A 24,939-nucleotide genomic window follows, 5' to 3' on the forward strand; every position below is an offset into this window, starting at 1 on the left:
ACGGAGTGGCCAAGATGAAGAAGAAGATTTTGATTGCCGAAGACGAAATGGTCCTGCGGTTTTTGCTGACGGAAACGCTGGAGGACGAAGGGTACGATATCGACGAGGCCGAAGACGGCCGACTTGCGATGGACAGCCTGCGCTACGGCGAATACGACCTGATTATTCTCGACTACATGATGCCCGAAGCGACCGGCCTGGAAGTGTGCCGCTGGCTGCGCAGCGAAGGCGGCAGGAACGCGGACAAGCCTGTCATTTTGCTGACCGCCAAAGCGGAAGAGAAAGACTGGGAGCAGGCGATGCAGGCCGGCGTGACGAGGTTTGTCCCGAAGCCGTTCAGTCCGGTCGAACTGACAGAGATCGTGCATAAGCTGGCCGGAGAGCAGCCGTCATGAAGGAAGGGACTTCCGGAAGCCTGTCGCGGCGTATCGTTTACGGGACCCTGACGCTGTTTCTCGTTCTTGGCGTGCTGCTTGCGGCGGCCGAACTGATCGTGCACCGCCAGTATGTCTCGCTGTCCGACGAACTCGACAAACGGATCGAGCGGCTGAATTTGCTGCAGGATACCGAACGGGCGTTTCTTGAGACGGTGTCCTATCTGCGAGCTTATGCGGCCTACGAACGGGACGATCTGTATCGGCAGTCGGTATCGTTCCGGGAAGAATACGATCGGCTGTTCCACGCGCTTGAGCATGCCTATGCCGAAACGGCGCAGCAGAAATTAAGCGGAGTGACCGAACTGGAAGGATTGAACGAGCGTTTTGACCGGTATTCGGCCCAGGCCATGAATCTGATCGGAGCCGGCGATATTGCGTCGCTTGCGGAACTGTCCGAATCGGAAGGCAGCGCGCTTGTCCGGAGAATGGAAACGGAATTTGCCGGGCTGGTCGATATGCAGCGCGAACGGATCGGGGAGCTGACGGCACAGATTCGGACACTCGGCTATGTCATTCTGCTTGTACCGGCGCTTGCGCTGATCGCTGCGCTTGGAGCGGCCCTGCTGTTGATCCGCTATCTGAAAAGATCGTTTATCCAGCCGATTGTGGCCGCGGAGGCCGCGTTAGGGAAAATCGAGCGCGGCGAAACCGCTGAACTCGGCGGTTATTCGCGGGGCGACGAGATCGGCAGTCTGCTCGGCGGGATCGGCCGCATGGCCGAAGGCATTCGCAGCCGCCAATATGAACTGGAAGACAATCTGGTCCGGATGGAAGAGCAGCGCGAAGAACTGGAAGCGCAGAACGACGAGCTGGAAGCGCAGAACGAACAGATTCTTGAACAGCGCCGGAAACTGGAGCGGACGCTCGAGCAGCTGACGCATCGCGAACAGCAGCTCGAAGCGATCAACGCCTATCAGCAGTCGCTGGTCGGCTTGACGGATCTGGGCGATTTTCTGGAGCGGGCGATCGGGCAGCTGCTGCTTGTAACCGGCCGGGATGCCGGAATGCTCGTTTTCCGAAACGAAGGCTCCAAAGACGGCGCGCCGGAGGAATCCGGCGGATCGTCTGCCGAAGAAGAGACCCGGCAGACGATTCTGAAGCGCTTTGGCGAACGGGGATACGAAGTGCTGTACAGCGGCGGTTATCCGCTGTCGGCGGACGGGTTCGAAGGCGAACCGGCCGGACCGGCGCTGCAGGCGATGCGGACCAATCGTCCCGTTTCGCGGCGCCGCCCCGTATCGGGCGCGGAAAAAGGGGCGCACGGCGCCTACGAGTCCGCCGTGGATACCTATTATCCCGTCTATGACGGAGTGGGCGAAGGGCGCCCGGCAGGCTTCCTGCTGCTGACTCTCTATGGCGACCGTTCGCCGGAACAAGGCGAAGAGGAACTTGCGGACGGATTGATCCGACAGTTTATCGGAGCGCTGTTCGCCCAGCTCACCCAGGCGGAACGCCAGCGGCAGAACCGCGAGATGAACCGGCTCAACCGCGCATTGGAACAGGAAAAACGCAATCTCGGCGATCAGCGCGACGCCACGCAGCAGGTGATCGATTCGATCAACGAAGCCTTGATCGTCTGCAGCCCGCAGGGCGAAATCCTGATGTGCAACCGGATTACGGGCGAACTGCTGGACCCGATCTTCTGCACGGGGCGGGATTTCGCCGAAGCGATGGACGAGATGAACGAACGGCTCGGCATTGTCGCCGATGCGGGAGATCGTATACGCGCGGCGCTCGCTTCCGATCTGGACGGGGGACGGACGCGCTACTCGTTCGAGCCTCCCGGCCAGTCGGCCCGGTATTTCGAGGTATATATCCGGCGGATCGAAGATGTCGTCTGGGGCGATGTCCGGCTGTTCGTTTTCCGGGACCGGACCGAAGAAGAAGAAACGAACCGGATGCGCGACGAGTTTGTCAGCGTCGTCTCGCACGAACTGCGTACGCCGCTGGCCAGTATTCTGGGGTTCAGCGAACTGATGCTGAACCGAAGCGTCAAGCCGGAGAAAGCGCAGAAATATATTGGAACCATCCACGGCGAAGCCCAACGCCTGTCGGGTCTGATCGGGGATTTTCTCGATCTTCAGCGGATCGAAGCGGGCAAGCAGAACTACCGAATGCTGCCTCTTGATCTCAAGCCGATTGCGGAAGATATGGCGGCCCAATGGGACGGCCGTTCGGGTCATGCCGTGCGGTTGAGCCTGCCCGAAGGCATCTGCGCGGTGCGAAGCGACGGAGACCGGCTGAAGCAGATCTTCCATAATCTGCTCAGCAACGCGATCAAATACTCGCCGGGCAAAGAAGTCGTCGAATGCGCGATCCGCCGCGGCGAAGACCGCTGGATCGTCGAGATCCGCGATTACGGATTGGGAATTCCCGAGGAAGCCAAATCCAAGCTGTTCGGAAAGTTCTACCGGGTCGACAATTCCGACCGGAGACAGATCGGCGGAACCGGACTCGGACTTGCGATCGTCAAAGAAATGATCGAAGATATGGGCGGCGCAATTTCGTTCGATTCGACGCTCGGGGAAGGCAGCGTATTCCGCTTCGAGCTGCCGATACTGGAACTTGCGGATCCGGCCGGCGCCGTGCTGATCCTCGAAGACGACGAAAGCCTCGGCCGCCTGGTCCTGGAAGCGTTCCGGGAAGACGGACGGGCGGCGGTGCTGTTCTCGGAAGCCGAAGCGGCGCTGCTTGCCCTGCGTCAGTCTTCGGAGAATCGTCCGCCCGTGCTGGGCATCGTCGATCTGTCCCTGGCCGGCGAACTTGGCGGCTGGGACTTTATCCGGCTGCTGGCGGGCGAACAGGATGGCCTGCAAATTCCGATTGTGATCTCCTCGGCGCTCGATCCGCCGCAGGATTATGAAGAAGCGGACCTGGAAACCTATTTGCGCAAGCCGTTTACGGTAAAGGAACTGCTGGAGCTTGGCCGGCGGCTGATCGAAGATCCGCCGACGCGTCCCGCACTTGCCATTCCCGCGCCGAGCGAGCCGTTTGCCAGAGCTTCGCTGGAACAAAAAGGACTGGATATCCGTCAGGTCGAAGTGAACTCGGATTTTTCGATCGTGGAGATCGGAAGCGAAGATAAGGGGGCCCTTTATGAATAAATACCAGAAGCTGTTCACCCAACAGGCGGCGGAGAATCTTGACCGCATGCTGAATCCGGACGCAAGGACGGACGAGCGCACCGTCTACCGGATGCTGCACTCGATCAAGGGAACTTCGGGAACCATCGGTCTGCAGCAGTGGTATGAAGTGTCGCTGCGTCTGATGAACGATTTTCGTGAAGAAGGAGACCGCGTGTTTACGGGAGAAGAGCTGTCGGAGCGGCTGGAAATGCTGCGGCGGCTGCTCGAAGTGCCGGGCCGAGGCGGCTGGCCGAGCGAGACCGGCGCGGGCTTGTACCCGGCGCCGGCTTCCGGGAATTCCGGACCGGACGGGCCGCCGTCCCAAGGGCATAATCTGCGCCGGGCACTGTCGAATCTGACGGGTTCGCCGGACGCAGAATCCGGAGCGGTTCCCGCAGAACCGGCACCGCAGGTGCCACGGCGGGAGCAGCCGGAATTTGCGGAAGAATTCGAAGGAACAGCGGAATCCGAAGGGACGGTTCTGCTGCTCGACGACGATCTGGGGCTGCTGGCGCTGTTAAAAGATATCCTGGAGTCGCGCGGATTCACCGTGTTTGCGACGCCCCGATTCGACAAAGCGGTAGAATGGTTCTACGAAATGAGACCGGACTGCGCGGTGCTTGACGTCCTGCTGCCGGAACAAAACGGATTCGAACTGATGGGACGCCTGCGGGAACTGTGCGACCGCTATATGATTCCCGTGGTGCTGATGACGGCCAAAAGCGACGACGCAACGCGCCTGCAGGCTTACGAAGAAGGCGCCGACGATTTCCTGGCCAAACCGATGAATCCCGACGAATTTGTCGTGCGCATCCGCCGCTTGATCCGGCGCCGGCGCCGGGTAACCGCGCAGCTGATGTTGGACCAGACAACAGGCGCTTACGGGATGCCGTTTCTCGAAAGTGAGCTGACCCGTCGAATCGGGCTGCTCGGAGAGCTGAACGAACCGCTTGCGCTGGCCGCCGTCGAGTTGGACGGTCTGCGCCGCTTGAACGAGCGGACAGGCTACCGCGAAGGCGACCGTCTGCTCAAAGACTTCTCGGATGCCGTTCGCCGTCTGCTCAAACCGCGCGATATCTGGGCGCGGGATCGCGCCGGGCGGTTTTATCTGCTGCAGCCGGGGATCAATGCGGATCAGAGCAGCGAATTCCTGGAGCGGATCCTGCTCGACGAGGAGATTGCCGCGATGACCCGCGAGGTGGAAGTTACGGTTCTGCACGGCGTGGTCGAAGCGCAGGAAGGATTCACGCGGCAGCGGGCGCTGTCCGGGGCGGCGCGGGCGCTCGAAGCGGCCGCCGGCCGTGAGCGCGCGCAGCAGTCCGGCGCCGCCGCAGGCGAAGACCTGGAGGCTTCCCAGCTGAGGCTCGCTTTGATCGACGACGATCCTTTGATGCGTACCATTTTGAAGCAGCAGCTTCAGAGTCTGGAAGAGGAATACGAGTTGGAGATCCGTTCGTTTGCCGACGGAGAAGAATTCCTGAGCGATCCCTGGCATGCCGGAGGATCCCGCTACCTGCTGATCCTTGACCGCATGATGCCCCGGATGAACGGGATGGAAGTGCTCGCAAGGCTGCGAAGCGGCGAATACGAGCCGATCTATACGGTGCTGATGCTCACGGGTGTCGGCGACGAGCGGGGAATTGCGGAAGCGATCCGTGCGGGTACCGACGATTACATGACGAAGCCTTTCAGCATGGTTGAGCTCGAAGCCAGGGTCCGGCGTCTGCTGGGGAAGGTAAGGGCTTTCCAATGAGCGATGCGGGCGTTCTGCGGGTACTGTGGACGGCCGTCGCCATCCTGATTATGCTGATCGGTCTGACCTTGTTCTACCTGGTCGAACGCAAGATTCTTCGGACCCGCCACCGTCTGCATGTCGCCGAAGCGACCCGCAGACTTGCGGACCCCGACTCCCCGCTCGTCGAATATCTCGGCAGCGGGGAGCGGAGCCGCCGCTTGGAAATGTCGGGCGAAGGGCTGCGCCGCGAAGCTCTGGAAGAAGCGCTGCTCAGCCGCCTTGCGCTCAGCGCGTCGCACACGGAACGGGAACGGATTTATGCTTTTGCCGCGGATTATTTTGCCGAAGAGTACAAATATCTGCTCGGCCGGCGGCGCTGGGGAGACCGGATGAACGTGCTGCTCCATATCGAGAAGTTTCGGATGACCGGGCTGAAGGACCGGTTGATCGAACGCCTCGGCCTGCTGGAGAACGGTCCGAAAAGCGACGACGAATGGTTTCTGCTCGTTCGTACGCTGGCTTCGCTGCAGGCGCAGGAGACATCGGACTATTTCGATATTGCGGCGGAGCGCTTCTCCGAACTGCAGCTGATGCAGGTGTTGGTTGCGCTCCAGGGAGAGCGCCTGGAGGAACTGGTGCGGCGCTTCGAGAGCCTGCCGATCCGGGTTCGGCGCTGTCTGCTGGATACGCTGCGGCTCGGCAATGTGCGCACGATCGAAGTGCTGGAACTGCTGGAGAGATCCATGCGCTCCGAAGACCGGGAGACCCGGATCCGCGCGCTCAAAGCGCTGGCCAATTTCGGTTATATGACACCGGAAGCGGCGGATGTGCTGGAAGAACGCTTGTCGCAGGGCGAAGCCATCATCTGGCCCGAGCGAATGATGCAGGCCCGCCTGGCCGGTGCCGTGCGCCAAGATCGATTCGCACCGCATCTGGAGAACCTGATGGCCGACCCCGCCTACGAAGTGCGCCGGGAAGCGGCCGCTTCGCTGTCGAATTACCGGAACGGCTTAGAACGAATCGGGCGAATCGCGCAAGAACATCCCGACCGTTTTGCGCGCGATATGGCGGTGGAAACGCTCGAAAGGAGGGCTTATGAACGGAACGTGGGTTGATATTTTGATCGAAGCGCACCGGATCTTCGGTATCCTTATCATCGTCTATGTGGCTTTGTCTGCCGGCGTATATTTGTTTCTTACCGCGGCCGCGGGGTTTAGTCTCTGGCGTGACCGGGATCTGAGCGAAATTCAGTACAGTACCGTTCTGGAGACCGAACTTGTCCCGCCGCTGAGTATTATCGTGCCCGCCTACAATGAAGAGATCAATATCGTCGGAAGCGTGCGGTCGCTGCTGAGCATCAACTACAAGCAGTTCGAGATCGTCGTCGTCAACGACGGTTCGAAAGACCGTACCGTACCCATCATGCTGGAAGAGTTCGATATGACCGAAGTGAAAGGGCGGGTGCCTTTTTCGGGACTCAAAAAAGAAACGAAGCCGCTGCGCGCCGTCTACCGGTCGCTGCGGCATCCCAATCTCGTGCTGGTCGACAAGGAAAACGGAGGGAAGGCCGATGCGCTGAATGTGGGGATCAACGTCTGCCGGTATCCCTACTTCGTGTCTCTTGACGGCGATACGGTACTGGATGCGGATGCTTTTATCAAAGTGGTCAAACCGATCATGGATGCGCGTCCCGGCGAAGAAATTGTGGCAACCGGAGGCAGTGTGGGCATTGCCAACGGGAGCGAGGTCGACAGCGGATATCTGAGCAGCGAAAGCGTCCGGTTGTCTCATAAACCGCTGGTCGTCATGCAGGTCGTCGAATATCTCCGGGCTTTCCTGATGGGACGAATCGGGTTGAGCCGCTACAATATGCTGCTGCTCGTCTCCGGCGCGTTCGGCGTATTCAAAAAAAGCTGGGTCGTCGAGGTAGGAGGTTACGAGACGGAGACGATCGGGGAAGATATGGAACTGACCGTTCGGCTGCACGAACTGATCCGACGCAAGAACAGCAAGGCACGTATCGTCTATGTACCCGAACCGGTCTGCTGGACCGAAGCGCCGGAAAGCTTAACCATTTTGAAACGACAGCGAACACGTTGGCACAGGGGGCTGTACGAAAGTCTGCGGGCACACAAAAAAATGATTTTTAATCCCCGTTACGGGCGGGTGGGGATGATTTCGATGCCGTTCTTCCTGCTGGTCGAGCTGCTTGGTCCTCTTGTGGAACTGCTTGGTTATTTCACGGTTATAACCGGGTTTCTCCTTGATCGGATCAACGTGGAGATTTCGCTGATGCTGGCTCTGGTCATGCTGCTCTTCGGTTCGCTGATGTCGACGATGAGCGTGCTGTTCGAAGAATGGCGGTTTCACAATTACAACCGGATTTCGGATACGTTCCGGCTGTTCTTTTACGCGCTGTCCGAATCGTTCTGGTACCGGCCGGTTATGACGTGGTGGCGGACCGAAGGGTTGTTCCAGGCGATTCGCGGCAAAAAGCACGGTTGGGGTGAAATGACGAGAGTCAATGTGCTTGGAGCAAACAAGAAACCGGGAACGATCCAGGGAGCGCAGCCGGTTCCGCCGGAGAAGAAGGAGTGAGCCGCAGTTGAAAAAAAAGAAACCTTTTCCCCGCTTCTGGGCGGGACTGGCCGCGTTGATGCTGCTTCTGCTGCTGCCGTGGATCATCTGGGAAGTCAGCCCCGCCCGTACGCTGTCCGTCGCCGTGCTCGACAAGACGGTGACCGACGACAGCTACCGGGAACACAAAGGGCTGTTCTGGGTGCTGAACCAGCAGAAATACCGGACGGAAACCGGAGGCAAATATCTGTACGATCTCGACTATTACGGCAATTACCCGGAGAAGAACGGGACGCGTCCGCAGGAGCGGACGCTTGCGGAGATGAAGGGCGAACCGCAGCTGCTCTATATCGCCGATACCTACGGGTTGGAGGAAGAGCGAAGCGGCGAAGAGGCGGCAGCGGGCGAAGAGGTGCCGGAAAATGCCGGCGGAGGCGCTCCCCGGGATCAAAACGGAGGATTGAAGACCGCCGATGTCAACGTCATGGAAGCGGCGGCGGCCCGGGGGACGATGATCGTCGCCGAGTTCAATTCGCTTGCCGCGCCGACGGAAGAAGCGGTACGCAAACGGGCAAGCGCGCTGCTGGGTATGGAATGGACAGGCTGGACCGCCCGCTACTTCCCGGATCTGTCGGCCGGCGTCGAAGTGCCGGCCTGGGTGCCGGGCCGCTACCGGGAAGTGACGGGGCGGGAATGGACGTACACGGGCGCCGGATTCCTGTTTGTCGAGGAAGACGGAGATCTGTTCGTGATGCGCGAAGGCGAAGAGACCGAAGGCGGGGCGCGGATCTCGTTCACCGATGCCGGACGCGGGCGTTTCGGCCTGAATGCGGAGAACCGGTATAATTATTGGTTCGATATTGTAACGGCTTCATCCGGCAGCGAGGTGCTGGCGGAATATGATCTGCAGCTGACCGGCAACGGCCGGGCGCTGCTCGCCGAACACGGAATCCGCGAGCGGTTTCCGGCGATTGTCCGGCATGAAGCGCCGGGAACCGCCGATTCGGCTTCTCAGGGTTCCGCCGCTCCGGGTCAGATCAGTTACTACTTCGCGGGCGATTACGCCGACCACGACGAATATCCGTTCTGGCGGCGTTATGCGGGGTGGCCGACATTCAAAAGCTGGTTTACCTTCGACCCGCCGGGCAGCGAAGATGCTTTTTACTGGGATGTGTATGTGCCGCTGATGAACAAGGTGCTTGAAGAAGCGGCGTCCGTCATGCTTCTTGAAAGCGGCGGGGATACGCAGGAGTAAAGCGGATCTTCTTTTTAAACGGAATGTCCAGCCCTCGTCTCCGGGATAAAAAGGCATAAACAGGACGCAGCGGGAGAAATGGAGGGTTTTCGGATGATTTGTCCGCTTACTTCGAAGTTCTTCCGCTTTTTTGACAAATTAGGGATTCACAAAACGAAAACCTGCGATTATAATGCAGATGTAAGCCCTTTCAATAAAACCCTGACTTGGAGTCTTCGCCACCCGGCGGAGGCTCTCTTTTTATGGGCTGCGGGGAATCCGTACAGGAAGAAGGCCGGGGCCCCGCTGCTCAACGCCTGACGTACCTTCGGACCTGCATAGGAATACGCTTTCTTTAAATTTTTCGTATTCTTTTCTGCCTGGACCAGTTATTTACCGGGAGCCAGTTGGGTAATGAAGCAGGAGTCTGCGTGAAAAAGAACGAATGGGATAAAGAATGAACGGGATACAGAACGAATGGAATGGGAGGAAAATCTATGAAGCACTCAGCCGGGGGACCGATTTATACTTACGAGCCTTGGACGGTGACCGAGCATACGCTGGACACCGAACAGAATTTGCGCGACGAGACGATCTTTGCCGTAGCCAACGGGTATCTGGGCATGCGGGGCAATTTCGAAGAAGGATATTACGGGCCGCTGGGAACGTCTTTGCGCGGAACCTATATCAACGGGTTCTACGAATCGGCTCCGATCGTATACGGGGAAGAAACGTACGGTTCGGCACGCGACCGCGAAACGATGCTCAACGTGGCCGACGCCCAGATCATCCGGATCTGGCTGGACGACGAACCTGTACATATGTTCCAGGGTACGCTGTTCGGTTATTGGCGCCAGCTCGATATGCGCAAAGGCACCGTGACCCGCACGATCCAGTGGCGCTCGCTGGAAGGGCGGGAAGTGGAGATCACGTTCGAGCGGATGGCTTCGCTGGACGATCCGCATCTGCTGCTGCTGCGCTGCACGGTCAAACCGATGAACTTCGAAGGTACGGTCCGTTTCGAGTCGGAAATCGACGGCAATGTCGTCAACCAGTCGTCTTCGGGCGATCCGCGTTCGGGTTCTTCGTTCTCGGGTCCCGTACTGACCACTCTGGAAATGCGCGAAGACCGGACCTACGCGGGCATCATGCAGCGTACCCGGGTCACCGGATTCCACGTAGCCTGTGCGGTCGAGCATAAACTGACCGGCGGGGAGTACGAACTGACGACGGAAGCTTCGAGCGGCAAGGTGGAGAAACGTTTCACGTTAGCCGCGCAGCCCGGCGACGAATTCGTGATGGAGAAATATATCGTCTATCATGCTTCGGAAGAACCGAATACCGGCGACCTGTGGAGAGAAGGCATCCGTCAGCTCGACGAAGCGATGGAACGGGGCTATGACAGCTACGCGGCGATTCAAGAAGGCATTCTGGACGAATTCTGGCTGTCCGCCGATATTGTGGTCGAAGGCGACGATGCGCTGCAGCAGGGACTCCGGTTCAGCGCCTACCACGTGTTCCAATCCGTCGGCCGCGACGGACGGACCAATATGGCCGCCAAGGGACTGACCGGGGAAGGATACGAGGGGCATTACTTCTGGGATACCGAGATGTACGTGTTCCCGTTTTTCCTCCATACCGAGCCGGAGATTGCCCGCAAACTGCTGGATTATCGCTACTATATTCTGCCGGAAGCGCGCCGCCGCGCCGAAGAGCTGAATTTCAAAGGGGCCCTATTCCCTTGGAGAACGATCAGCGGCGAAGAAACGTCCGCCTATTTCCCGGCCGGAACGGCCCAGCTTCATATCAACGCCGATATCGCCCATGCGATCAAGCTGTACAACGAATCCGTCGACGATCCGAACTATAAGTACGGCGACGGACTGGAGATCCTTATCGAGACGAGCCGCTTCTTCGCCGGTTACGGCAGCTTCATTCCGGGCCGCGGGTTCTGTATCAACGGCGTTACGGGACCCGACGAGTATACGGCGCTTGTGAACAACAACGCCTATACGAACGTCATGGTCCAGGATCAATTCGAATATACGGTTCATCTGCTGGAAGAAATGAGAGAACAGCACGAAGGTCAATACGAGGAGCTGTGCGACCGTCTCCAGCTTACCGATGCCGAGCTGGGCTCGTGGCGCAAGATGGCCGAAGAGATGTTCATTTACCGCGACCGGGGAATGATCGGCCAGGACGACTCTTTCCTGCACAAGGCGCCGTGGGATTTTGCCAATACGCCAAAAGAAAAATACCCGCTTCTGCTCCATTATCATCCGATGGATATCTACCGGCATCAGGTGCTGAAGCAGGCCGATCTGGTCCTGGCTTTCCATGTCCAGCCGGAACGCTTCACCCGGGCGGAGAAAGCGCGCGGATATATTTATTACGAAGGGCTTACGACGCACGATTCGTCCCTGTCCGCCTGCGTGCATTCGATGGTCGCTTCGGAACTCGGGTATATGGATCAGGCCTACGAATTCTTCATGGAAACTTCGCGGCTGGATCTTGACGATACGCACGGCAATGTCAAAGACGGCATTCACGCCGCCGCGATGGCCGGCAGCCGCCTCGCGATCGTCAACGGCTTCGCGGGCATGAAGCAGGATCAAGGCAAGTTGAGCTTTCGTCCGCTGCTGCCGGGTCAGTGGGAACGCTGCAGCTTCTCCCTGAAATGGAGAGGGCGCAGGCTGTATGTCAACGCGACCCAGGAATCCACGACGTACCGGCTGCTGGAAGGCGAACCGATCAAGCTGGAACACTTCGGCGTCGACGTGGAGCTGGAAGAAGAGCTGACCCTGCCGAACCGGGTGTTGGGCGCGGTGCTGTTCGACCTCGACGGAGTCATCACCGACACGGCCGAACTGCATTATCAGGCCTGGAAAGATCTCGCCGACGAACTGGGCATTCCGTTTGACCGCGAGCATAACGAGAAGCTCAAAGGCGTGGACCGGATGACTTCGCTGAAGCTTATTCTCCAAAACGGAGACCGGGCGTATACGCTTGAAGAAATGGAAAAACTCGCGCACAGCAAAAACGAGCGCTACAAAGAACTGCTGGCCACGCTGACCCCGGAAGCGCTGCTGCCGGGCGTGCGCAAGCTTCTCAAAGCGCTGCGCCGCGACGGGATCCGCACGGCACTGGCTTCCGCCAGCCGCAACGCGCCGACCGTACTGGACCGTCTCGGAGTCACGGATCTGTTCGACTACGTCGCGGATGCCGGCGCGGTCGCGCTGCAGAAGCCGGACGCGGAAATCTTCCTGAACGCGGCCGAAGGCGTAGGCGTCCATCCGCTGCGCTGCATCGGGATCGAAGACGCCGAAGCGGGCGTGATCTCGATCCACCGCGCAGGCATGCCAGCGGTGGGGATCGGCACGGAAGAGACGCTGCCGGACGCCGACCATCATGTCGCTTCGCCGGCCGAACTCACGCCTGCGCTGCTGCGCGAATGGATGAACGAATTTCCGAAGCGCGATCTGAGAGGTTAAGGAAACGGCGGATCGTTGAACGCATGACGGCAGCGGTTCCGCTTCGCCGTACGGTTTATCCCGGCAGGGAGAACCGTACGGCTTTTTTTGCGTGGATTGAAACTTTCCGATGCCGTCTGTCCGTCATAGCGGTGCAGTTTGACAAGAGGGGGAGAGAAGGTGGGCGAGACGCTGGGACTGGAAAAATCGGGAGAGCGCGTTCGCGAGCATACCGAAGAGTACTTTTTCGAACGGATCGACAGGCAGAGCGGCAAACTGTACAGCATCGCCTACAGCTACCTGCGCAGTGACGCGGACGCGCTGGAGATGCTGCAGGAAGCTTCATACCGGGCGTGGTCCAAAAGGAAATCGTTGAAAGAAGACGCGCTGTTCGATTCATGGCTGATCCGCATTATGATCAACTGCTGCATGGACGAACTCCGGCGGCGCAAAAAGGTGGTACCGGTCGAACGGATCGGCGAAGGAGCCATCCAAGCGTCCGAGATGCGCAGCTCCAGCCGGATCGATCTGGAACGGGCTTTGGGGCATATGCCGGAAAAATACCGACATGTGCTGACGCTGAGGTTTTATCACGATATGACGCTGGGCGAAATCGCCCGAATCCTGAACAAGCCGGAGAGTACCGTCAAGACAAGGCTGTATCGGGCTCTCAAGCGAATGCGCAGCCGGCTGGAGCAGGATCGCTAAGAAGCGGGGAGGAACGCGAAAATGGAAAAATATCGGACCGAAGAACGGATGTTGGCGGAAGCGGCAGAACAGGATCGTCGCACTCGGCAGATGCCTTCGGCTGCGCGGCGAAGCGCGGCTGTTCGAAGAGGCATGGAACGTGCGAAGGGTCGGACGAACCGGAGAGCGGGTTTCGCTTACGGAGGAATAGGGGCGGCGGCTTTTGTCGCAGGGGCCCTGCTCATCGGATACAGTGGTCTCGCGGGAGAAGGACAGCCTTCTTCCGAATCGGCGGCATCGACACAGGCGAAGAATCTGCCGCAGCTTGACCCTACACTTGAACCGTTCTATCCGCTGGTTATGCGCCAGGATCTGACGATCGGCGGCGCGCTGAAGCGAGGCGCGGTGACGCCGATCGATACCGGTTCGGAACGCGCCGGTTTTGCGCTGGACATTCAGGGAGCGGTGCGCGACAGCCGCAGCTTGACGCTGTTTTACACGCTAAAAGGCCCTAACGGAGACCGCCTGTCGCTGGACAAGCCTAAGCTGCTGGACGCTTCGACCGGAAAAACGGCAATGTGGGAAGATGACTACGCGCTTCCGATCGAACAGTTCGACGTGTTGGAGCATGCTCAATACGGGGTTCTCACGCTGCCGCTGCGTCCGGAATTCAGCGATTCGGAGCAGTTTACGTTGAAAGCTTCCGCCTTGTCGGGACGCAGCGTAGCGGATGACGCTCGTCTGCAGACCTTCGACGTGCCGCTGACGATAGCCTCGACGGCAGCAGAAGAAGAGGATATCGTCTTCGAGCAGCCCCGGAAGTTTACGGTAGAAGGCCAGTCCCTCGAGATCGAGCGTCTGCGGGTCACGCCGCTGCGGATTTATCTGACCTTGAGCGAAGACACGTATAAAGTCTTCTATCGATTGGTAAATCCGCGGCTCGTTGTCAGGGATGGCGGCAGGGAGCAGACGCTTGCTCGCGAGGGCATATGGCCTTATCCGGAACAAGACGGCGAAAACTACGAGCTGGTCTACGCCAATGTGACGGGGAACGGACATCCCGATTCGATCTCGTTCCGGGCGGAAGGGAACGCGAACACGCCGAAACGAAGCAGCGCCTTCGTCGTCGATACCGATAAATCGGAGGTGCTGCGCGCGCCCGGAGACGATTACGCGGCTAGCCTGAGCCCAGACTCGACTGGGCTGCAGCGTCTGACGGTGACTTATCCTACGTCGTCCAAAGATTGGGCCGAAGGCCGGAGCGTGATGTTCGATATCAACTTCCTGGACGCAGACGGAAACGTGCATAAGATGCAGACGGATGCCACGGGCACATTCGGCGGAGGCATAAGCAACGCGGACGGGACCGCCTCCAACTATTTCTATCTGGAAAAGCTCGATTATCCGCAGCCGCTGACTTTCAAAGTCGTCAGCGCGCCGGGATGGACGCGAAATGAGCAGGAGATTACGCTGAAATAGGCGAAGCGGCCGGACGACCTTGTCGTTCGGCCTTTTGCGTATTTTTAAAACCTCGGAAACCGTTTCTCCCCCAAGCGCCGCCTATTATACATAATCGATTAGAAAAAGAACCACGCCGCCGTGCACCTTTTCCTTCGGGAGGCGTTTTTTTTCTCCGGGTTTCCGCTTTTTGCTAAAATAAATCAATCGTTCTCTTCGGCTATGGAGTCTTACTTATATCAGATTTTGCAAAAGGCTGATATCGGAAGTGCCGAAATGGCGCCTCCGGTTCCGTCGGGCGGGACTGCTGCAGCAGTCCGGACAGGAGGGGAAGGATAAATGGAGAAGGCGGTGGAGGAAGCGGAGCGCAAAGAAAGGGGACGCTCTGCAAACGCGGAAGAAGAACTGTTCTTTCAAAAAATCTCGGAGCGGCAGCGGAAATTGTATGCGATCGCTTTCAGTTATTTGCGCCGGGAGGCGGATGCGCTGGAAGCGGTACAGGAAGCATCCTGCCGGGCATGGATTAAACGCAAAAAGTTGAACAACCCGGATGTGTTCGATAGTTGGCTGATCCGGATCGTCATCAACTGCTGTATGGACGAATTAAGACGCAGAAAGCGTTCATTTCCAGCGGCAGAGATCGAGGAGAAGCATGCGGAAGAAATGCGAAGCAACGATCGAATCGATCTGGAACGGGCGTTCGAGCGGATGAAACCGAAATATCGGCATACGGTGAATCTCAAATATTATCATGGCATGACAACGGCGGAAATTTCGAAAGTACTTGGCAGACCGGAAGGTACGATCAAAACATGGCTGCGCGAAGGGCTTAAGCAGCTGAGACAGTTTTTATGAACTTTTTTTAGAAAAGGAGAAACCGAATATGACGAAGCGCGAAGAAGAGAAGCTGGCAAGAGATGCGGAGCAGATGGACAGGGATTCGAGGCAGGTAGGGCAGATGGAGTTGAAAGAAGCGGTGAAAAAAGGCATTGTACAAGGCCGGAAACGTTCGGCACGCCACCGGACGGTGTATGGAACCGGGGCAGCGGCGGCTGCGGCGGCTGCGATCATTGCTTTGTCTGCGTCGCTGATGCCTGGGGCGGACGGTCCGGGAGAAGCATCGGATCGCAGCGCGGTGACGGCGGCAGCGCCGCAGGTTCCGGAATCAGCGAAAGAAAAGATGAAGGACTATAGGGGAATCGGCATGGATTCCAAATACTATAAAGCTATCCAAGGAGGACACATGTCTTCCTTGAACCAAACAGTGAAAAAAGACGGCTATACGCTGACGCTGCGTGGTGAAGCCATGGATGAGCGGCGTATGCTGGTAGCTTTTTCGCTAAAAAATGAAACGGATCAGCCTGTGTTTTTCCAGAACACGAACGTGGACTTTGGGACAGGGATTTATACAAAATGGTTAAGTACCGACATGGCGGCAAGTCCGAACGTCGCGCCGGGGGCAACCGGGACCTATTTTTCGGAAATCCAGCTGTCTCCGGGGACTAATTATCCGGAAGCCGCGACGTTCCAAACCACCGTTGTCCCTGGGGAATTCGGAAAGCCTGTAGGCGAGAAAACGGCGATGGAAGTCCCGTTCAAAGCACACCCGCAGGCTTTGAATCCGCAGATCGAAACCGTAAAGACCGAAGCCGAACTCGTGGTTGCCGGACAGCGAATCCGGGTAGAAAATTTGGAGATTTCTCCAATCGGCATTTATCTGGATTATGTAACGGATACGGCGAACGACAAGCGGATCTTCAGTCTGATCGAACCGAAGCTGACTGTGAAAAACAAATCGCAAACCGAAAGTCCGAATTTTCTGGGCAAGGAATCTGGGGCGAATACATTGATTTTTGACAGTGTCAAACTGGAAAACCGGGATTCGATTCTGTTTTCCGTGTCGGGCATCTCGGCCGTTGATCCGGATCAAACCGAATTGATTATCAATACCGCGACCGGTGAGATCCTTAAAGGGAATCCCAATATTAAAGCGGCAGTCGATCCCGACAAAAAAACGCTTGAACTGCATTACACAGTAGGCGAATATAATGATTTTGTTGCAAGAAACGCGGTTCAATTCAATCTTGGCGAAACCTTCACCGATGCGGAAGGCAAGGCACACAAGCTGGTCTCAAATTCGATGATCCGTGAGAAAAAAGAAGACAAACTGGTCGAGTCGACCGTGTTCAAGCTGGAGGAAGAGAAGATTGCCCAACCTGCCGTACTGGAGATCACCGCGTACTGGCAGCCGATCATGGAGCCGCAGGAAATTGAAATCAAGTAATCTGCGGCAGCATGTAGGCCAAAGCCGCTTTTCCATCGGGAAAAGCGGCTTTGGCCTGCTTCGGTCTTGCGTTTCCGGAGAGACTTGGATATAGTGAGGAAAATCAAAAAGGGAAAAGGGGGCATACCGATGACCTATTCGCAGCGCGGCAGTTCGCAGACCGGAGCTTCTTCGGATATTGCGCATCTCGAATACCGGATCGGGGAACTGAAAGATCGGGTAGAGCGGCTGCAGGCCGAGATTTCGGCTTCGCAGGGCGGACCGGACGAGCGTCTTCGCGATTTGCGTTCGGAAGCGGAGCAGGCCCGGATCGGGCTGGAAAGATTGCAGGAAGAACTCGCGGCATACGAGGAATGATGCCGCGGGTTCTTTTTTTATACCTGGCTTGTAATCGATCGATGCCTAGATGCCGGCAGTGATCCGCCTCGCGGCGGCTGCGGCTTCGCGCAGCGCCGCTTCTTCGTCGATCGTCAGCAGCTGCCGATCGCGCATCAGGAAGCGGCCGTCGACGATGACGGTCTCGACGTCGGAACCGTTTGCCGCATAGGCAAGCAGCGAGTAGAGGTCGTGTACGGGCTGAAGATGCGGCCTGCGCATATCGATCAGGATCAGATCCGCTTTTCTTCCGACGGTCAGCATGCCGATCTCTGAGCCGAGTCCAAGCAGTTCCGCGCTGCCGGCCGTAGCCATATGCAGGGCATCGTAAGCGCCGAATGCAGCGGGGTCACCGGCTGCCGATTTGTGCATCCAGGCGGCCGCGCGGATTTCCTGAAACATGTCGAGCGTTGCCGCGCTGCCGGCTCCGTCGGTTCCGAGACCGATATTGACGCCTTCGCGGCGCATGGCCGCAATCGGGGCCGTTCCGCAGCCGAGCTTCATATTGCTGACCGGGTTATGGCTGACGCCGCCGCGCATACCGCGCAGCAATCGGATATCGCTGGCGCTCAAATGAACGGCGTGCGCAAGCAGCGTATGCGTCCGTGCGTCCAGCAGACCCAACTCATGCAGATGCTCGGTTGGCGTACGGCCGCAGCGCTCGCGAATGATCGCGGCTTCTTCGATCGTCTCCGCCAGGTGGATATGGATCGGAATATCCATTTCTTCTGCCAAGCGGACGATCTCGCCGAGCGATTCCGGCGAGCACAGATAAGGCGAATGAGGACCGAGCATGGTCGTAATACGCCCGTTACCGGCGCCTTCGAAGCGACAGATCAGATCAAGAGCTTCGTTCATGCGCCGTCCGTTATCATCGTCCGCGGTAATTAAGCCGCGAGTCAGCGAAGCCCGCATCCCGCTGCGAAGAGTCTCTTCGGCAATCCGGTCCATATGGATATACATATCCGCAAAAGCCGTCGTTCCCGAACGGATCATCTCGGCCATCGCCAGTCGGCAGCCCGCCGCGATATCGTCGGGCGTCATTCGGGCTTCGGCCGGAAACATCTTCGATTCCAGCCAATCCATCAGCTTCAGTTCGTCTGCGAACCCGCGCAGCAGCGCCATCGGGGTATGTTGATGCGCGTTGACGAGCCCCGGCATGACCGCGCGTCCGCGGGCATCCAGGATCTCGTCTCCGGGTTGTGCCAGGCCGGGAGGACCCGAATCTCCGGCACGGATTGCGTCGATCCTTCCGCCGACGATCCGAATATCTCCGATAAACGGACCGTTCTCGGGTCTCTCTTTGTTTTCCATGGTGACAATCGCCGCGCCTTCGATCACAAGACCGGCTTCTTCGCGTGCGATTTTTCCGTATTCTTCGGTCATATCCTCTTCTCCTCCCTCTTTGCAAAACACGGCGGCACTTGTCGGAATCGACGCATGCCGCGGAACGGTTTCGCCTGCAGACAAGCATAGACCTTGACGCGGCGTCAAGGTCAAGCGGGGAGATCGGGAAGTTGGGAACAGGAAAGGAAGGCTCGACAAACGCACCAAAAAAGCGGCACGGAGAACGCCGCGCCGCTTCGAAGATTCAAGTCGATATCAATAGGGCGTAGACCCGGCCCGACACGTGGGAACATTGTGTCTGCCACCCTTCCGAGTCCAGCAGAAGCAGCAGTTCGTCGAGCTGCGCTTCGTACGAATTCCGAATCTGAAGAAGCTCCCCGGCTTCTGATCCCGCAGAAAGCTCCGGCTCTCCCGGCCGGGAACTCGAACGTTCAATCTGTTCAAGTTCCCGGATTCGGCGTTCGCGATGCGCCGCGTTCTCGAACATCGTATCGGCCAGGCAAAATCGGCCGCCGGGCTTCAGCACCCGACGGATTTCCCGCAGGGCCAAAGGCTTCTGCTCGTCGTTCAAGTGATGGAAAGCATAGCTGCTGACCGCGAAGTCGAAGCTGCCGCGGTTGAAGGGCAGGTAGAGGAAGTTCCCCGTCCGCGCGTCGAGCTGAGGCAGTTTGGCCCGACAGATCTCCAGCATGGCGCTAGACTGCTCCGCCGCCGACATGACGGCGCCTTCGCGAATCAGCAGTCCGGCCAGATTGCCGGTTCCCGTTCCGATATCGAGCCCCGATTCCCCTTGATGCGGCCGGATCAGTTCCCGAACCGCTTCCAACGCCTGCGCGTAATGGGGATGGGCGGGAGAAGCGCCGCCAAGCACGCGTTCGTCGTGCCGGGCGGCCTGCGCGTTGAAATCCCAGACGTCGGTCCAGCCGGCATGAAGTTCCCGGATCCGTTTCAACTCGGCGGCCATGGCGAACCACGCGTCTTCTTCGACAGAAGCCGCATCCGGCGCGGCGGCCGATTCGGAACGCGAGATCATGCGCCCGACCGTTTCCAGATCGCGTTCCAGCTGGTTTTTTTGCGCAAACAGCTCCGAGCGCCGCCGCTCCAGCGCTTTCCGAATCGCTTCGGCCGCTTCCGCCGAACCTTCGGCAGACGGCAGCGCGCCGATCTCTTCCAGCGTCAGACCGATCTCCCGCAGCGCGGCAATCCGCTTCAATCGCTTTTCGTCCTCCGGCCCGAAAACCCGATAACCGTTCTCCAACCGCCGAGCAGGCGGCAGCAGCCCTTTCGCTTCATAGAAACGGATCGAGCGGGCCGACAGCCCGAGTTTGCGCGAAAGCTGCTGAATCCGCATTACAAGACGGGCTCCGGCTTCATCGCGTCGCGGTAGTACAGCCGGAACAGGATATCCTGGTTGTAATTGCCGAAGCCGCTGCCGAACAGCGTCATGCCGCCGACATGCTGCGCTTCGCTGCGCACGCCGATCCGCAGCTTCCATTCTTTGCTCGACGGGGAGATCTGGTCCAGAGTGACGGAAGAGAGCGGCGTGCCGTCCATAAACGTACCGCTCCGGTTGATCTTGAGCCGTTTGAGCAGCCCGTACTGGTTGATATCGTTCGGCCACCAGGCCGGGGTGAGATTGCCGCGCCTTTTGCCGTAATCGCCCGGGCTTGTCCAGGTCCCGAGATCGACGCCGTTCAGATGAAACGTGATATCGGACGGCCAATCTTCGTCGATTCCCGGCGCTTCGGACGAAATTTCCATCGAAATCTCAAGTTCTTCCGGCGTTTGGCTCGACAGAAGGAAGTTCGGCGCGCGGTACTCCACAAATCCCTGTCCGAACCAGAGGATCGAAGCGTTGACCCGTTCGGGCGACAGGAAAAACCGGGGGTCGTCGAACTGGCCGATCATTTTCTCCGTAGTCGCCAAGCCGCAGGTCGGATGGACTTCCCAATCGGTAAAATGGCCGATCGGCACATTGACCGGATGAACGGACCGCCGGTCGCTGCCCGCTTTGGGCAGGGTAATCTCGATGCGGTCTTCGGCCAGCGAGCAGACTTTGCGCGCTCCGCCCCGGCCGGCCATCCGTTCCGTGCGGATGAGTCCGGCCGTCTCCAGTTTGCGCACATGCATGGTCATGATCGCGCTGCTGAGATTCGATGCTTCGGCCAGTTCGCGTACGTTCATCGGACGTTCGGCGAGCAGGGCAAGCAGATTCAGACGGACTTTGCTGGCAAGCGCTTCGTACACGGGCAGCGATTGTTCGGTAATGTCGAGTTCCATGGCTTCCTCCAAATGGTAGCGATTTTCGAATATCCGATCGGGGATCGTTTCCTATCAGTATATAATGCAAAGCGTTCAAAAGCACGGATAACGAAGCTTGGGCGGGATTCGACTGTCGAAAACAAGCGAATTTAGACGAACTCGTTTCAGAAAGGACGGATTCCCGTTAATAAGGAGACATAGGAAGACTTCAGAACCGGCTTGGGTATCGAGCGCGGGTTGGCATAAAAGGAGACTGTAAAAATGACCGCAGTTGAACGGGCAAGACATTTCTACGTAGGGACGTATGCGTCGGAGGAAGAGGAAGGACTGTTTCACTGCACTTTAAACGAAAAAACGGGCGAACTGCACTTCGTGTCCGCTATGGGCGGTATCGAGAATCCGTCCTATCTGACCGTATGTCCGAATCGGACCCATTTGTATGCGGCGAGCGAAAAAGACTACGGCGAAGTTGTGGCTTATACGCTTGATCCGGAGACCTTCGAGCCGCACCGGCACGGCCGGACCGCTTCCGAAGGCGCAGCGCCGTGTTTCGTCAGTGCGACTCCGAACGGAAAAATACTGCTTGCCGCCAACTACGGCGGCAGCGTGTCGGCTTTCTCGATTCGGGCCCACGGCGTGCTGGAACAGGTGAGCTGCGTGCAGCACTCGGGATCCGGCATTCATCCGCAGCGTCAGGACAGCGCTCATCCGCATGCGTTTGTGCCTTCGCCGGACGGAACGTTCCTGTTTGCTCCGGATCTCGGGACGGACCGGATCGCCAGATATACGCTGGAAGATGAGCGGCTGTTCAAACAAGAAGATATCGAGCTTCCTGCGGGTACCGGCCCCCGGACGCTCGCTTTTCACCCCGACGGCAGATGGGCTTATATATCGGGCGAGCTGAATAATACGGTGACGGCGCTGGAATACGAGCCGCAAAGCGGCGGTCTGACTGCGTTTCAGTGCGAAGCTCTGCTGCCGGCAGAACAGGCGGCCGATCCGGCGAATACCGCGGCCCACACGGCAGTATCGCCCTGCGGCAAATACGTGTATGTGTCGAACCGCGGGGATGACAGCATCACGCAGTTTGCCGTCGATCTTTCGGACGGGCGGCTGTCGCCGGTCGAACGGGTATCTTCCGGCGGCCGGATTCCGCGCCATTTCGCGATCATGGGCGGTTTTTTGGTGGCGGCCAACCAGGAGAGCGGCCGCATCGTTTCTTTTGCGATCGGGGCGGAGGACGGACGGCTGACCCCGACCGGATATGCGCTGGAATTGAGTCGTCCGGTATGTATCTGCCCGATGCCGGAAGCCGACTCCGCAGACTGGACGTTTTGAAGATCTGCTGCGAAAAGCAAACAGAAGGAGGGGCAGGCGATGAAGGCGTTCGATTACGATCTGGACTATGAAAACCTGGATTTGCGCAAACAGCCCGAGCTGTACCGCGTGGGACGCGGCGAGCAGGGAGTCCTGCTCGTGCAGCCGTACAAGAACGAGATTCTGCCGTATTGGCGTTTCAAAACGCCGGAAATCGCCCGCGAATCTTCCGAGAAGATCCGGGAGCTGTTTCTCGCCTACAAAGAGGCGGAAGATTTTGTCGGCATGGATATGGCGCGCAAATTTCTGCAGATGGGCTATACGCGCGCAAGGCGCTATACGAATTACAAAGGCGGACGCAAATATGCGGAGAACGGAACGCTTTCGCTCATCAAAGGCGATCCGATCAAAGCGGAGTCGGCCGCGATTTTTAAAGAAGCTTGGGAACAGGCAAAAACCGATCCGGATTATATCCGGATGAAGGAAGAACACAAAGCGCGCTACGAGAAATAAGGCGTTCTGCGCGTGCGGCCAAGAGGCTCGCCGTCGGCTGGCAGCGCTTCAGGTCCGGTCGCGGGTTAAGCAGGCAGCAAAAAAAGCCGGAGATTCCCGGCTTTTGAAGACCGCGGGTCCTTAAGGGATCCGCGGTTTTTGTATAGGGGATCGCCTGCCCGCCGGATTCAGCGCGGAGACAATGCGGCTTCGGAATCGGAGACTCCGGCAGAAGCCTGCTCCGACTCGCCGTCTGGCGCCTTGATCGGCTGCGGAGCGTGATGGGCATGCGCCGCCGAACTGCGCTTCGGAAAAGTCGCGGGCGCTTCCGCAGGCGGCCGCAGCTGCGGCGAGTAGCCCGCATAGGGCCGCTCGCGCCGTTTGCCCGCCGCAGGCTGCAGCCAGGCAAAGCCTGCGGCCGCAAGCGCCAGCTGCACGCCCAGCAGCCACGGAGCCGCTTCCGCGTTCATCAGCGGATGCAGCAGGGCCGGAGCCGCCGCGAGCAGCGGCACCACGCGCCGCAGCACGGGGCGTTCGGCCCGGTAGCCCGGCTCGAGCAGCCGGGCCGCGAGCAGTGCCGCCAGCAGCCAGGAGAACAGGCGGCACAGCGGAAGCCATACGGAGCCGTACATTTCCGGCTCCCCAATATACTGCCATACGGCGGCTCCCGCGCCCGCCAGCAGGGCTGGAACCAGCGCCGGCTTCAGCAGGCGCAGGAATCCGCCGCCCCAGGACGGCCGTTCTTCCCGTTCGAGCAGCAGAGCCAGCTCGTGGCGGGTCCGATCCAGTTCGCGGTGCAGAACTTCCTGCAGCAGCGGCAGGCGTTTGGATTCGCCGCCCTGCAAATACAAAGCCAGATGGCCGTCCAGATCGGACGCGAAACCCTGCATGCCCTGACAGAGCAGCAGCCGTTCCCGCAGCCGGCTTAAGGCCGGCAACGTCGGCGATTCAATCGTTTCGTCTACCAGCGCAGCCGCCGATCCCAGCGCTTCCAGCGCCGTACGAAGCCTTCGTTCGCGGTTCGTGGACCTCCGGCTCAGCGCCCTGCGGGCCTGTTCGTAGATCCATATCGCAAATGCGGCCGTTGCCAGCCAGACATAAGTTTCCATTCCGATTCGCCTTCCTCTCGCTTAACCTGTCCTCTCCACTATTACACAAGCATCCTGCCTCTTCAAGCTTCAATAAAGCGAATTCATGGACAAAGAGGCGGGTCGCGCGTACAATTCGGAACGCAGGGAGAAAAGGCGGCCGTATGCGGACTGCGCTGTCGGCTTCCGGAGCGGGAGAGGGATTTTGCCCGGACGACGAAGCGCCGCTGAAAGGCCGTCTCCCGAAACGGGTATTATAAAGAAAGAAAAACGTTCCGTTTCCCGGCAATTTGCCGGAAAGGAATACCAATATCCGGCCGCAAGGCGGCCAAACGAGAGGAAGGGAACAAATTGGAATTGATGAAAGTTCTGGTACTTGGAGCGGACGGTGCGATCGGACGCGGCCTGGTCAAAGAAGCGCTTTACCGCAAATGCGAGGTCACGGCTCTGCTGCGCGAACCGTCGCGGCTTCATGAAGAACATGCGGCGCTTACGATCCGAACCGGCGATCTGCTCGGACCCGGCGCGATTGCGGCCGCGGCCGCGGGCTGCGATGCGATTCTGACCGCTTTCGGGTCGGAGCCGGGCGAAGGGGCGCTGCTTCCCGAAGCGGCGCGGTTGATTATCGAAGGCGCGCATGCCGCCGGCGTTACCCGGCTGATCGTGGCCGGCGGTTCCGGCACGCTGCTGACAGCGCCGGGAGTCCGGCTGATGGACAGCCCGGAATATCCGGAGGAGCTGCTTCCGTTGGCGCAGGCGCACGCGGAAGCTTATGAGATTTTTGCGCAGAGCGATCTGGACTGGACATATGCCAGCCCGGCCGCCTGGATCGAACCCGGCCGCCGGACCGGCAACTTCCGGGTAGGGATGTCGCTGCTGGTCACCGACGACGAAGGGCACAGCCGGATCAGTATCGAAGATTTCGCCGCGGCGATCGTGGACGAACTGGACGATCCGAACTTTATCCGCGCCCGCTTTACGGTCGGCTACTGATCCGAATTGGCCCGAGCCGACCGATGTTCCTCGAAGGCGAAGCATCCGGAATGCCGGA

At 58.8% G+C, this 24,939-nt stretch carries 19 protein-coding genes; 15 read left to right on the forward strand and 4 right to left on the reverse strand.

Annotated elements, in window-relative coordinates:
- Positions 1–14: 14 nt before the first annotated feature.
- From HOP44_RS19275 to HOP44_RS19330, 12 genes are all read left to right on the forward strand, one after another.
- Positions 15–395, forward strand: coding sequence for a response regulator transcription factor (locus HOP44_RS19275; protein WP_172256425.1), 381 nt, complete (start codon positions 15–17; stop codon positions 393–395).
- A complete protein-coding gene (locus HOP44_RS19280) occupies positions 392–3,541 on the forward strand; it encodes an ATP-binding protein (RefSeq protein WP_172256427.1) in 3,150 nt (1,049 codons plus the stop codon). Before HOP44_RS19275 ends, HOP44_RS19280 begins: the two co-directional genes overlap by 4 nt.
- The gene (locus HOP44_RS19285; RefSeq protein ID WP_172256429.1) at positions 3,534–5,315 is read left to right on the forward strand and encodes a response regulator; all 1,782 of its coding nucleotides are present in this window, start codon (positions 3,534–3,536) and stop codon (positions 5,313–5,315) included. The genes HOP44_RS19280 and HOP44_RS19285 overlap by 8 nt, the downstream gene beginning before the upstream one ends.
- Positions 5,312–6,412, forward strand: a complete 1,101-nt coding sequence (locus HOP44_RS19290) for a HEAT repeat domain-containing protein (RefSeq protein ID WP_172256431.1) — start codon at positions 5,312–5,314, stop codon at positions 6,410–6,412. The genes HOP44_RS19285 and HOP44_RS19290 overlap by 4 nt, the downstream gene beginning before the upstream one ends.
- The gene (locus HOP44_RS19295; protein WP_172256433.1) at positions 6,393–7,895 is read left to right on the forward strand and encodes a glycosyltransferase family 2 protein; all 1,503 of its coding nucleotides are present in this window, start codon (positions 6,393–6,395) and stop codon (positions 7,893–7,895) included. The genes HOP44_RS19290 and HOP44_RS19295 overlap by 20 nt, the downstream gene beginning before the upstream one ends.
- A gap of 7 nt (positions 7,896–7,902) precedes the next feature.
- Positions 7,903–9,129 carry a hypothetical protein gene (locus HOP44_RS19300; protein WP_172256435.1) on the forward strand — a complete coding sequence of 409 codons (1,227 nt, stop codon included), beginning with the start codon at positions 7,903–7,905 and terminating at the stop codon, positions 9,127–9,129.
- A 476-nt stretch (positions 9,130–9,605) separates the two neighbouring features.
- A complete protein-coding gene (pgmB, locus tag HOP44_RS19305; RefSeq protein WP_172256437.1) occupies positions 9,606–12,599 on the forward strand; it encodes a beta-phosphoglucomutase in 2,994 nt (997 codons plus the stop codon).
- Positions 12,600–12,758: 159 nt separating this feature from the next.
- Positions 12,759–13,286: a sigma-70 family RNA polymerase sigma factor gene (locus HOP44_RS19310; protein WP_172256439.1), complete on the forward strand. Its 528-nt coding sequence runs from the start codon at positions 12,759–12,761 to the stop codon at positions 13,284–13,286.
- Between the two features lie 21 nt (positions 13,287–13,307).
- Entirely contained in the window at positions 13,308–14,744 is a 1,437-nt protein-coding gene (locus HOP44_RS19315) for a hypothetical protein (protein WP_172256441.1), read from the forward strand.
- Between the two features lie 318 nt (positions 14,745–15,062).
- Positions 15,063–15,578, forward strand: a complete 516-nt coding sequence (locus tag HOP44_RS19320) for a sigma-70 family RNA polymerase sigma factor (protein ID WP_172256443.1) — start codon at positions 15,063–15,065, stop codon at positions 15,576–15,578.
- Between the two features lie 28 nt (positions 15,579–15,606).
- Positions 15,607–17,007: a DUF4179 domain-containing protein gene (locus tag HOP44_RS19325; protein ID WP_172256445.1), complete on the forward strand. Its 1,401-nt coding sequence runs from the start codon at positions 15,607–15,609 to the stop codon at positions 17,005–17,007.
- Positions 17,008–17,136: 129 nt separating this feature from the next.
- The gene (locus HOP44_RS19330; protein ID WP_172256447.1) at positions 17,137–17,364 is read left to right on the forward strand and encodes a hypothetical protein; all 228 of its coding nucleotides are present in this window, start codon (positions 17,137–17,139) and stop codon (positions 17,362–17,364) included.
- 45 nt (positions 17,365–17,409) lie between these two features.
- Here the strand turns inward: HOP44_RS19330 and HOP44_RS19335 are convergent, their stop codons facing one another.
- The 3 genes from HOP44_RS19335 to HOP44_RS19345 all read right to left on the reverse strand — a co-directional run bounded on the left by HOP44_RS19335 (position 17,410) and on the right by HOP44_RS19345 (position 21,009).
- Entirely contained in the window at positions 17,410–18,768 is a 1,359-nt protein-coding gene (locus tag HOP44_RS19335; protein WP_172256449.1) for an amidohydrolase, read from the reverse strand.
- A gap of 205 nt (positions 18,769–18,973) precedes the next feature.
- Complete coding sequence (locus HOP44_RS19340) at positions 18,974–20,080, reverse strand: MerR family transcriptional regulator (RefSeq protein ID WP_172256451.1); 1,107 nt, start codon at positions 20,078–20,080, stop codon at positions 18,974–18,976.
- Positions 20,080–21,009 (reverse strand): ArsR/SmtB family transcription factor, encoded by a 930-nt coding sequence (locus HOP44_RS19345; protein ID WP_172256453.1) that lies wholly within the window; start codon positions 21,007–21,009, stop codon positions 20,080–20,082. Before HOP44_RS19345 ends, HOP44_RS19340 begins: the two co-directional genes overlap by 1 nt.
- 243 nt (positions 21,010–21,252) lie before the next feature.
- Here HOP44_RS19345 and HOP44_RS19350 point away from each other — a divergent pair, with 243 nt between their 5' ends.
- Complete coding sequence (locus HOP44_RS19350; RefSeq protein WP_172256455.1) at positions 21,253–22,329, forward strand: lactonase family protein; 1,077 nt, start codon at positions 21,253–21,255, stop codon at positions 22,327–22,329.
- A 39-nt stretch (positions 22,330–22,368) separates the two neighbouring features.
- Entirely contained in the window at positions 22,369–22,821 is a 453-nt protein-coding gene (locus tag HOP44_RS19355; RefSeq protein ID WP_172256457.1) for a DUF4385 domain-containing protein, read from the forward strand.
- 167 nt (positions 22,822–22,988) lie between these two features.
- Here the strand turns inward: HOP44_RS19355 and HOP44_RS19360 are convergent, their stop codons facing one another.
- Positions 22,989–23,909: a hypothetical protein gene (locus HOP44_RS19360; RefSeq protein WP_172256459.1), complete on the reverse strand. Its 921-nt coding sequence runs from the start codon at positions 23,907–23,909 to the stop codon at positions 22,989–22,991.
- A 339-nt stretch (positions 23,910–24,248) separates the two neighbouring features.
- Here HOP44_RS19360 and HOP44_RS19365 point away from each other — a divergent pair, with 339 nt between their 5' ends.
- Positions 24,249–24,881: an NAD(P)-dependent oxidoreductase gene (locus HOP44_RS19365; protein WP_172256681.1), complete on the forward strand. Its 633-nt coding sequence runs from the start codon at positions 24,249–24,251 to the stop codon at positions 24,879–24,881.
- The last annotated feature ends 58 nt before the right edge of the window (positions 24,882–24,939 follow it).

It is taken from the genome of Saccharibacillus deserti, from assembly GCF_013618475.1.
In the GTDB taxonomy this organism is placed as follows: Bacteria; Bacillota; Bacilli; order Paenibacillales; family Paenibacillaceae; genus Saccharibacillus; species Saccharibacillus deserti.

Excerpts from the sequence above, each read along its gene's own strand:
- HOP44_RS19330 (WP_172256447.1), top strand. The coding sequence starts at position 17,137 with ATGACCTATTCGCAGCGCGGCAGTTCGCAGACCGGAGCTTCTTCGGAT.
- HOP44_RS19320 (WP_172256443.1), top strand. The coding sequence starts at position 15,063 with ATGGAGAAGGCGGTGGAGGAAGCGGAGCGCAAAGAAAGGGGACGCTCT.
- HOP44_RS19340 (WP_172256451.1), bottom strand. The coding sequence starts at position 20,080 with ATGCGGATTCAGCAGCTTTCGCGCAAACTCGGGCTGTCGGCCCGCTCG.
- HOP44_RS19275 (WP_172256425.1), top strand. The coding sequence starts at position 15 with ATGAAGAAGAAGATTTTGATTGCCGAAGACGAAATGGTCCTGCGGTTT.
- HOP44_RS19350 (WP_172256455.1), top strand. The coding sequence starts at position 21,253 with ATGACCGCAGTTGAACGGGCAAGACATTTCTACGTAGGGACGTATGCG.
- HOP44_RS19280 (WP_172256427.1), top strand. The coding sequence starts at position 392 with ATGAAGGAAGGGACTTCCGGAAGCCTGTCGCGGCGTATCGTTTACGGG.
- HOP44_RS19285 (WP_172256429.1), top strand. The coding sequence starts at position 3,534 with ATGAATAAATACCAGAAGCTGTTCACCCAACAGGCGGCGGAGAATCTT.
- HOP44_RS19295 (WP_172256433.1), top strand. The coding sequence starts at position 6,393 with ATGAACGGAACGTGGGTTGATATTTTGATCGAAGCGCACCGGATCTTC.
- HOP44_RS19360 (WP_172256459.1), bottom strand. The coding sequence starts at position 23,909 with ATGGAAACTTATGTCTGGCTGGCAACGGCCGCATTTGCGATATGGATC.
- HOP44_RS19365 (WP_172256681.1), top strand. The coding sequence starts at position 24,249 with ATGAAAGTTCTGGTACTTGGAGCGGACGGTGCGATCGGACGCGGCCTG.
- HOP44_RS19345 (WP_172256453.1), bottom strand. The coding sequence starts at position 21,009 with ATGGAACTCGACATTACCGAACAATCGCTGCCCGTGTACGAAGCGCTT.
- HOP44_RS19325 (WP_172256445.1), top strand. The coding sequence starts at position 15,607 with ATGACGAAGCGCGAAGAAGAGAAGCTGGCAAGAGATGCGGAGCAGATG.
- HOP44_RS19290 (WP_172256431.1), top strand. The coding sequence starts at position 5,312 with ATGAGCGATGCGGGCGTTCTGCGGGTACTGTGGACGGCCGTCGCCATC.
- HOP44_RS19315 (WP_172256441.1), top strand. The coding sequence starts at position 13,308 with ATGGAAAAATATCGGACCGAAGAACGGATGTTGGCGGAAGCGGCAGAA.
- HOP44_RS19355 (WP_172256457.1), top strand. The coding sequence starts at position 22,369 with ATGAAGGCGTTCGATTACGATCTGGACTATGAAAACCTGGATTTGCGC.
- pgmB (WP_172256437.1), top strand. The coding sequence starts at position 9,606 with ATGAAGCACTCAGCCGGGGGACCGATTTATACTTACGAGCCTTGGACG.
- HOP44_RS19335 (WP_172256449.1), bottom strand. The coding sequence starts at position 18,768 with ATGACCGAAGAATACGGAAAAATCGCACGCGAAGAAGCCGGTCTTGTG.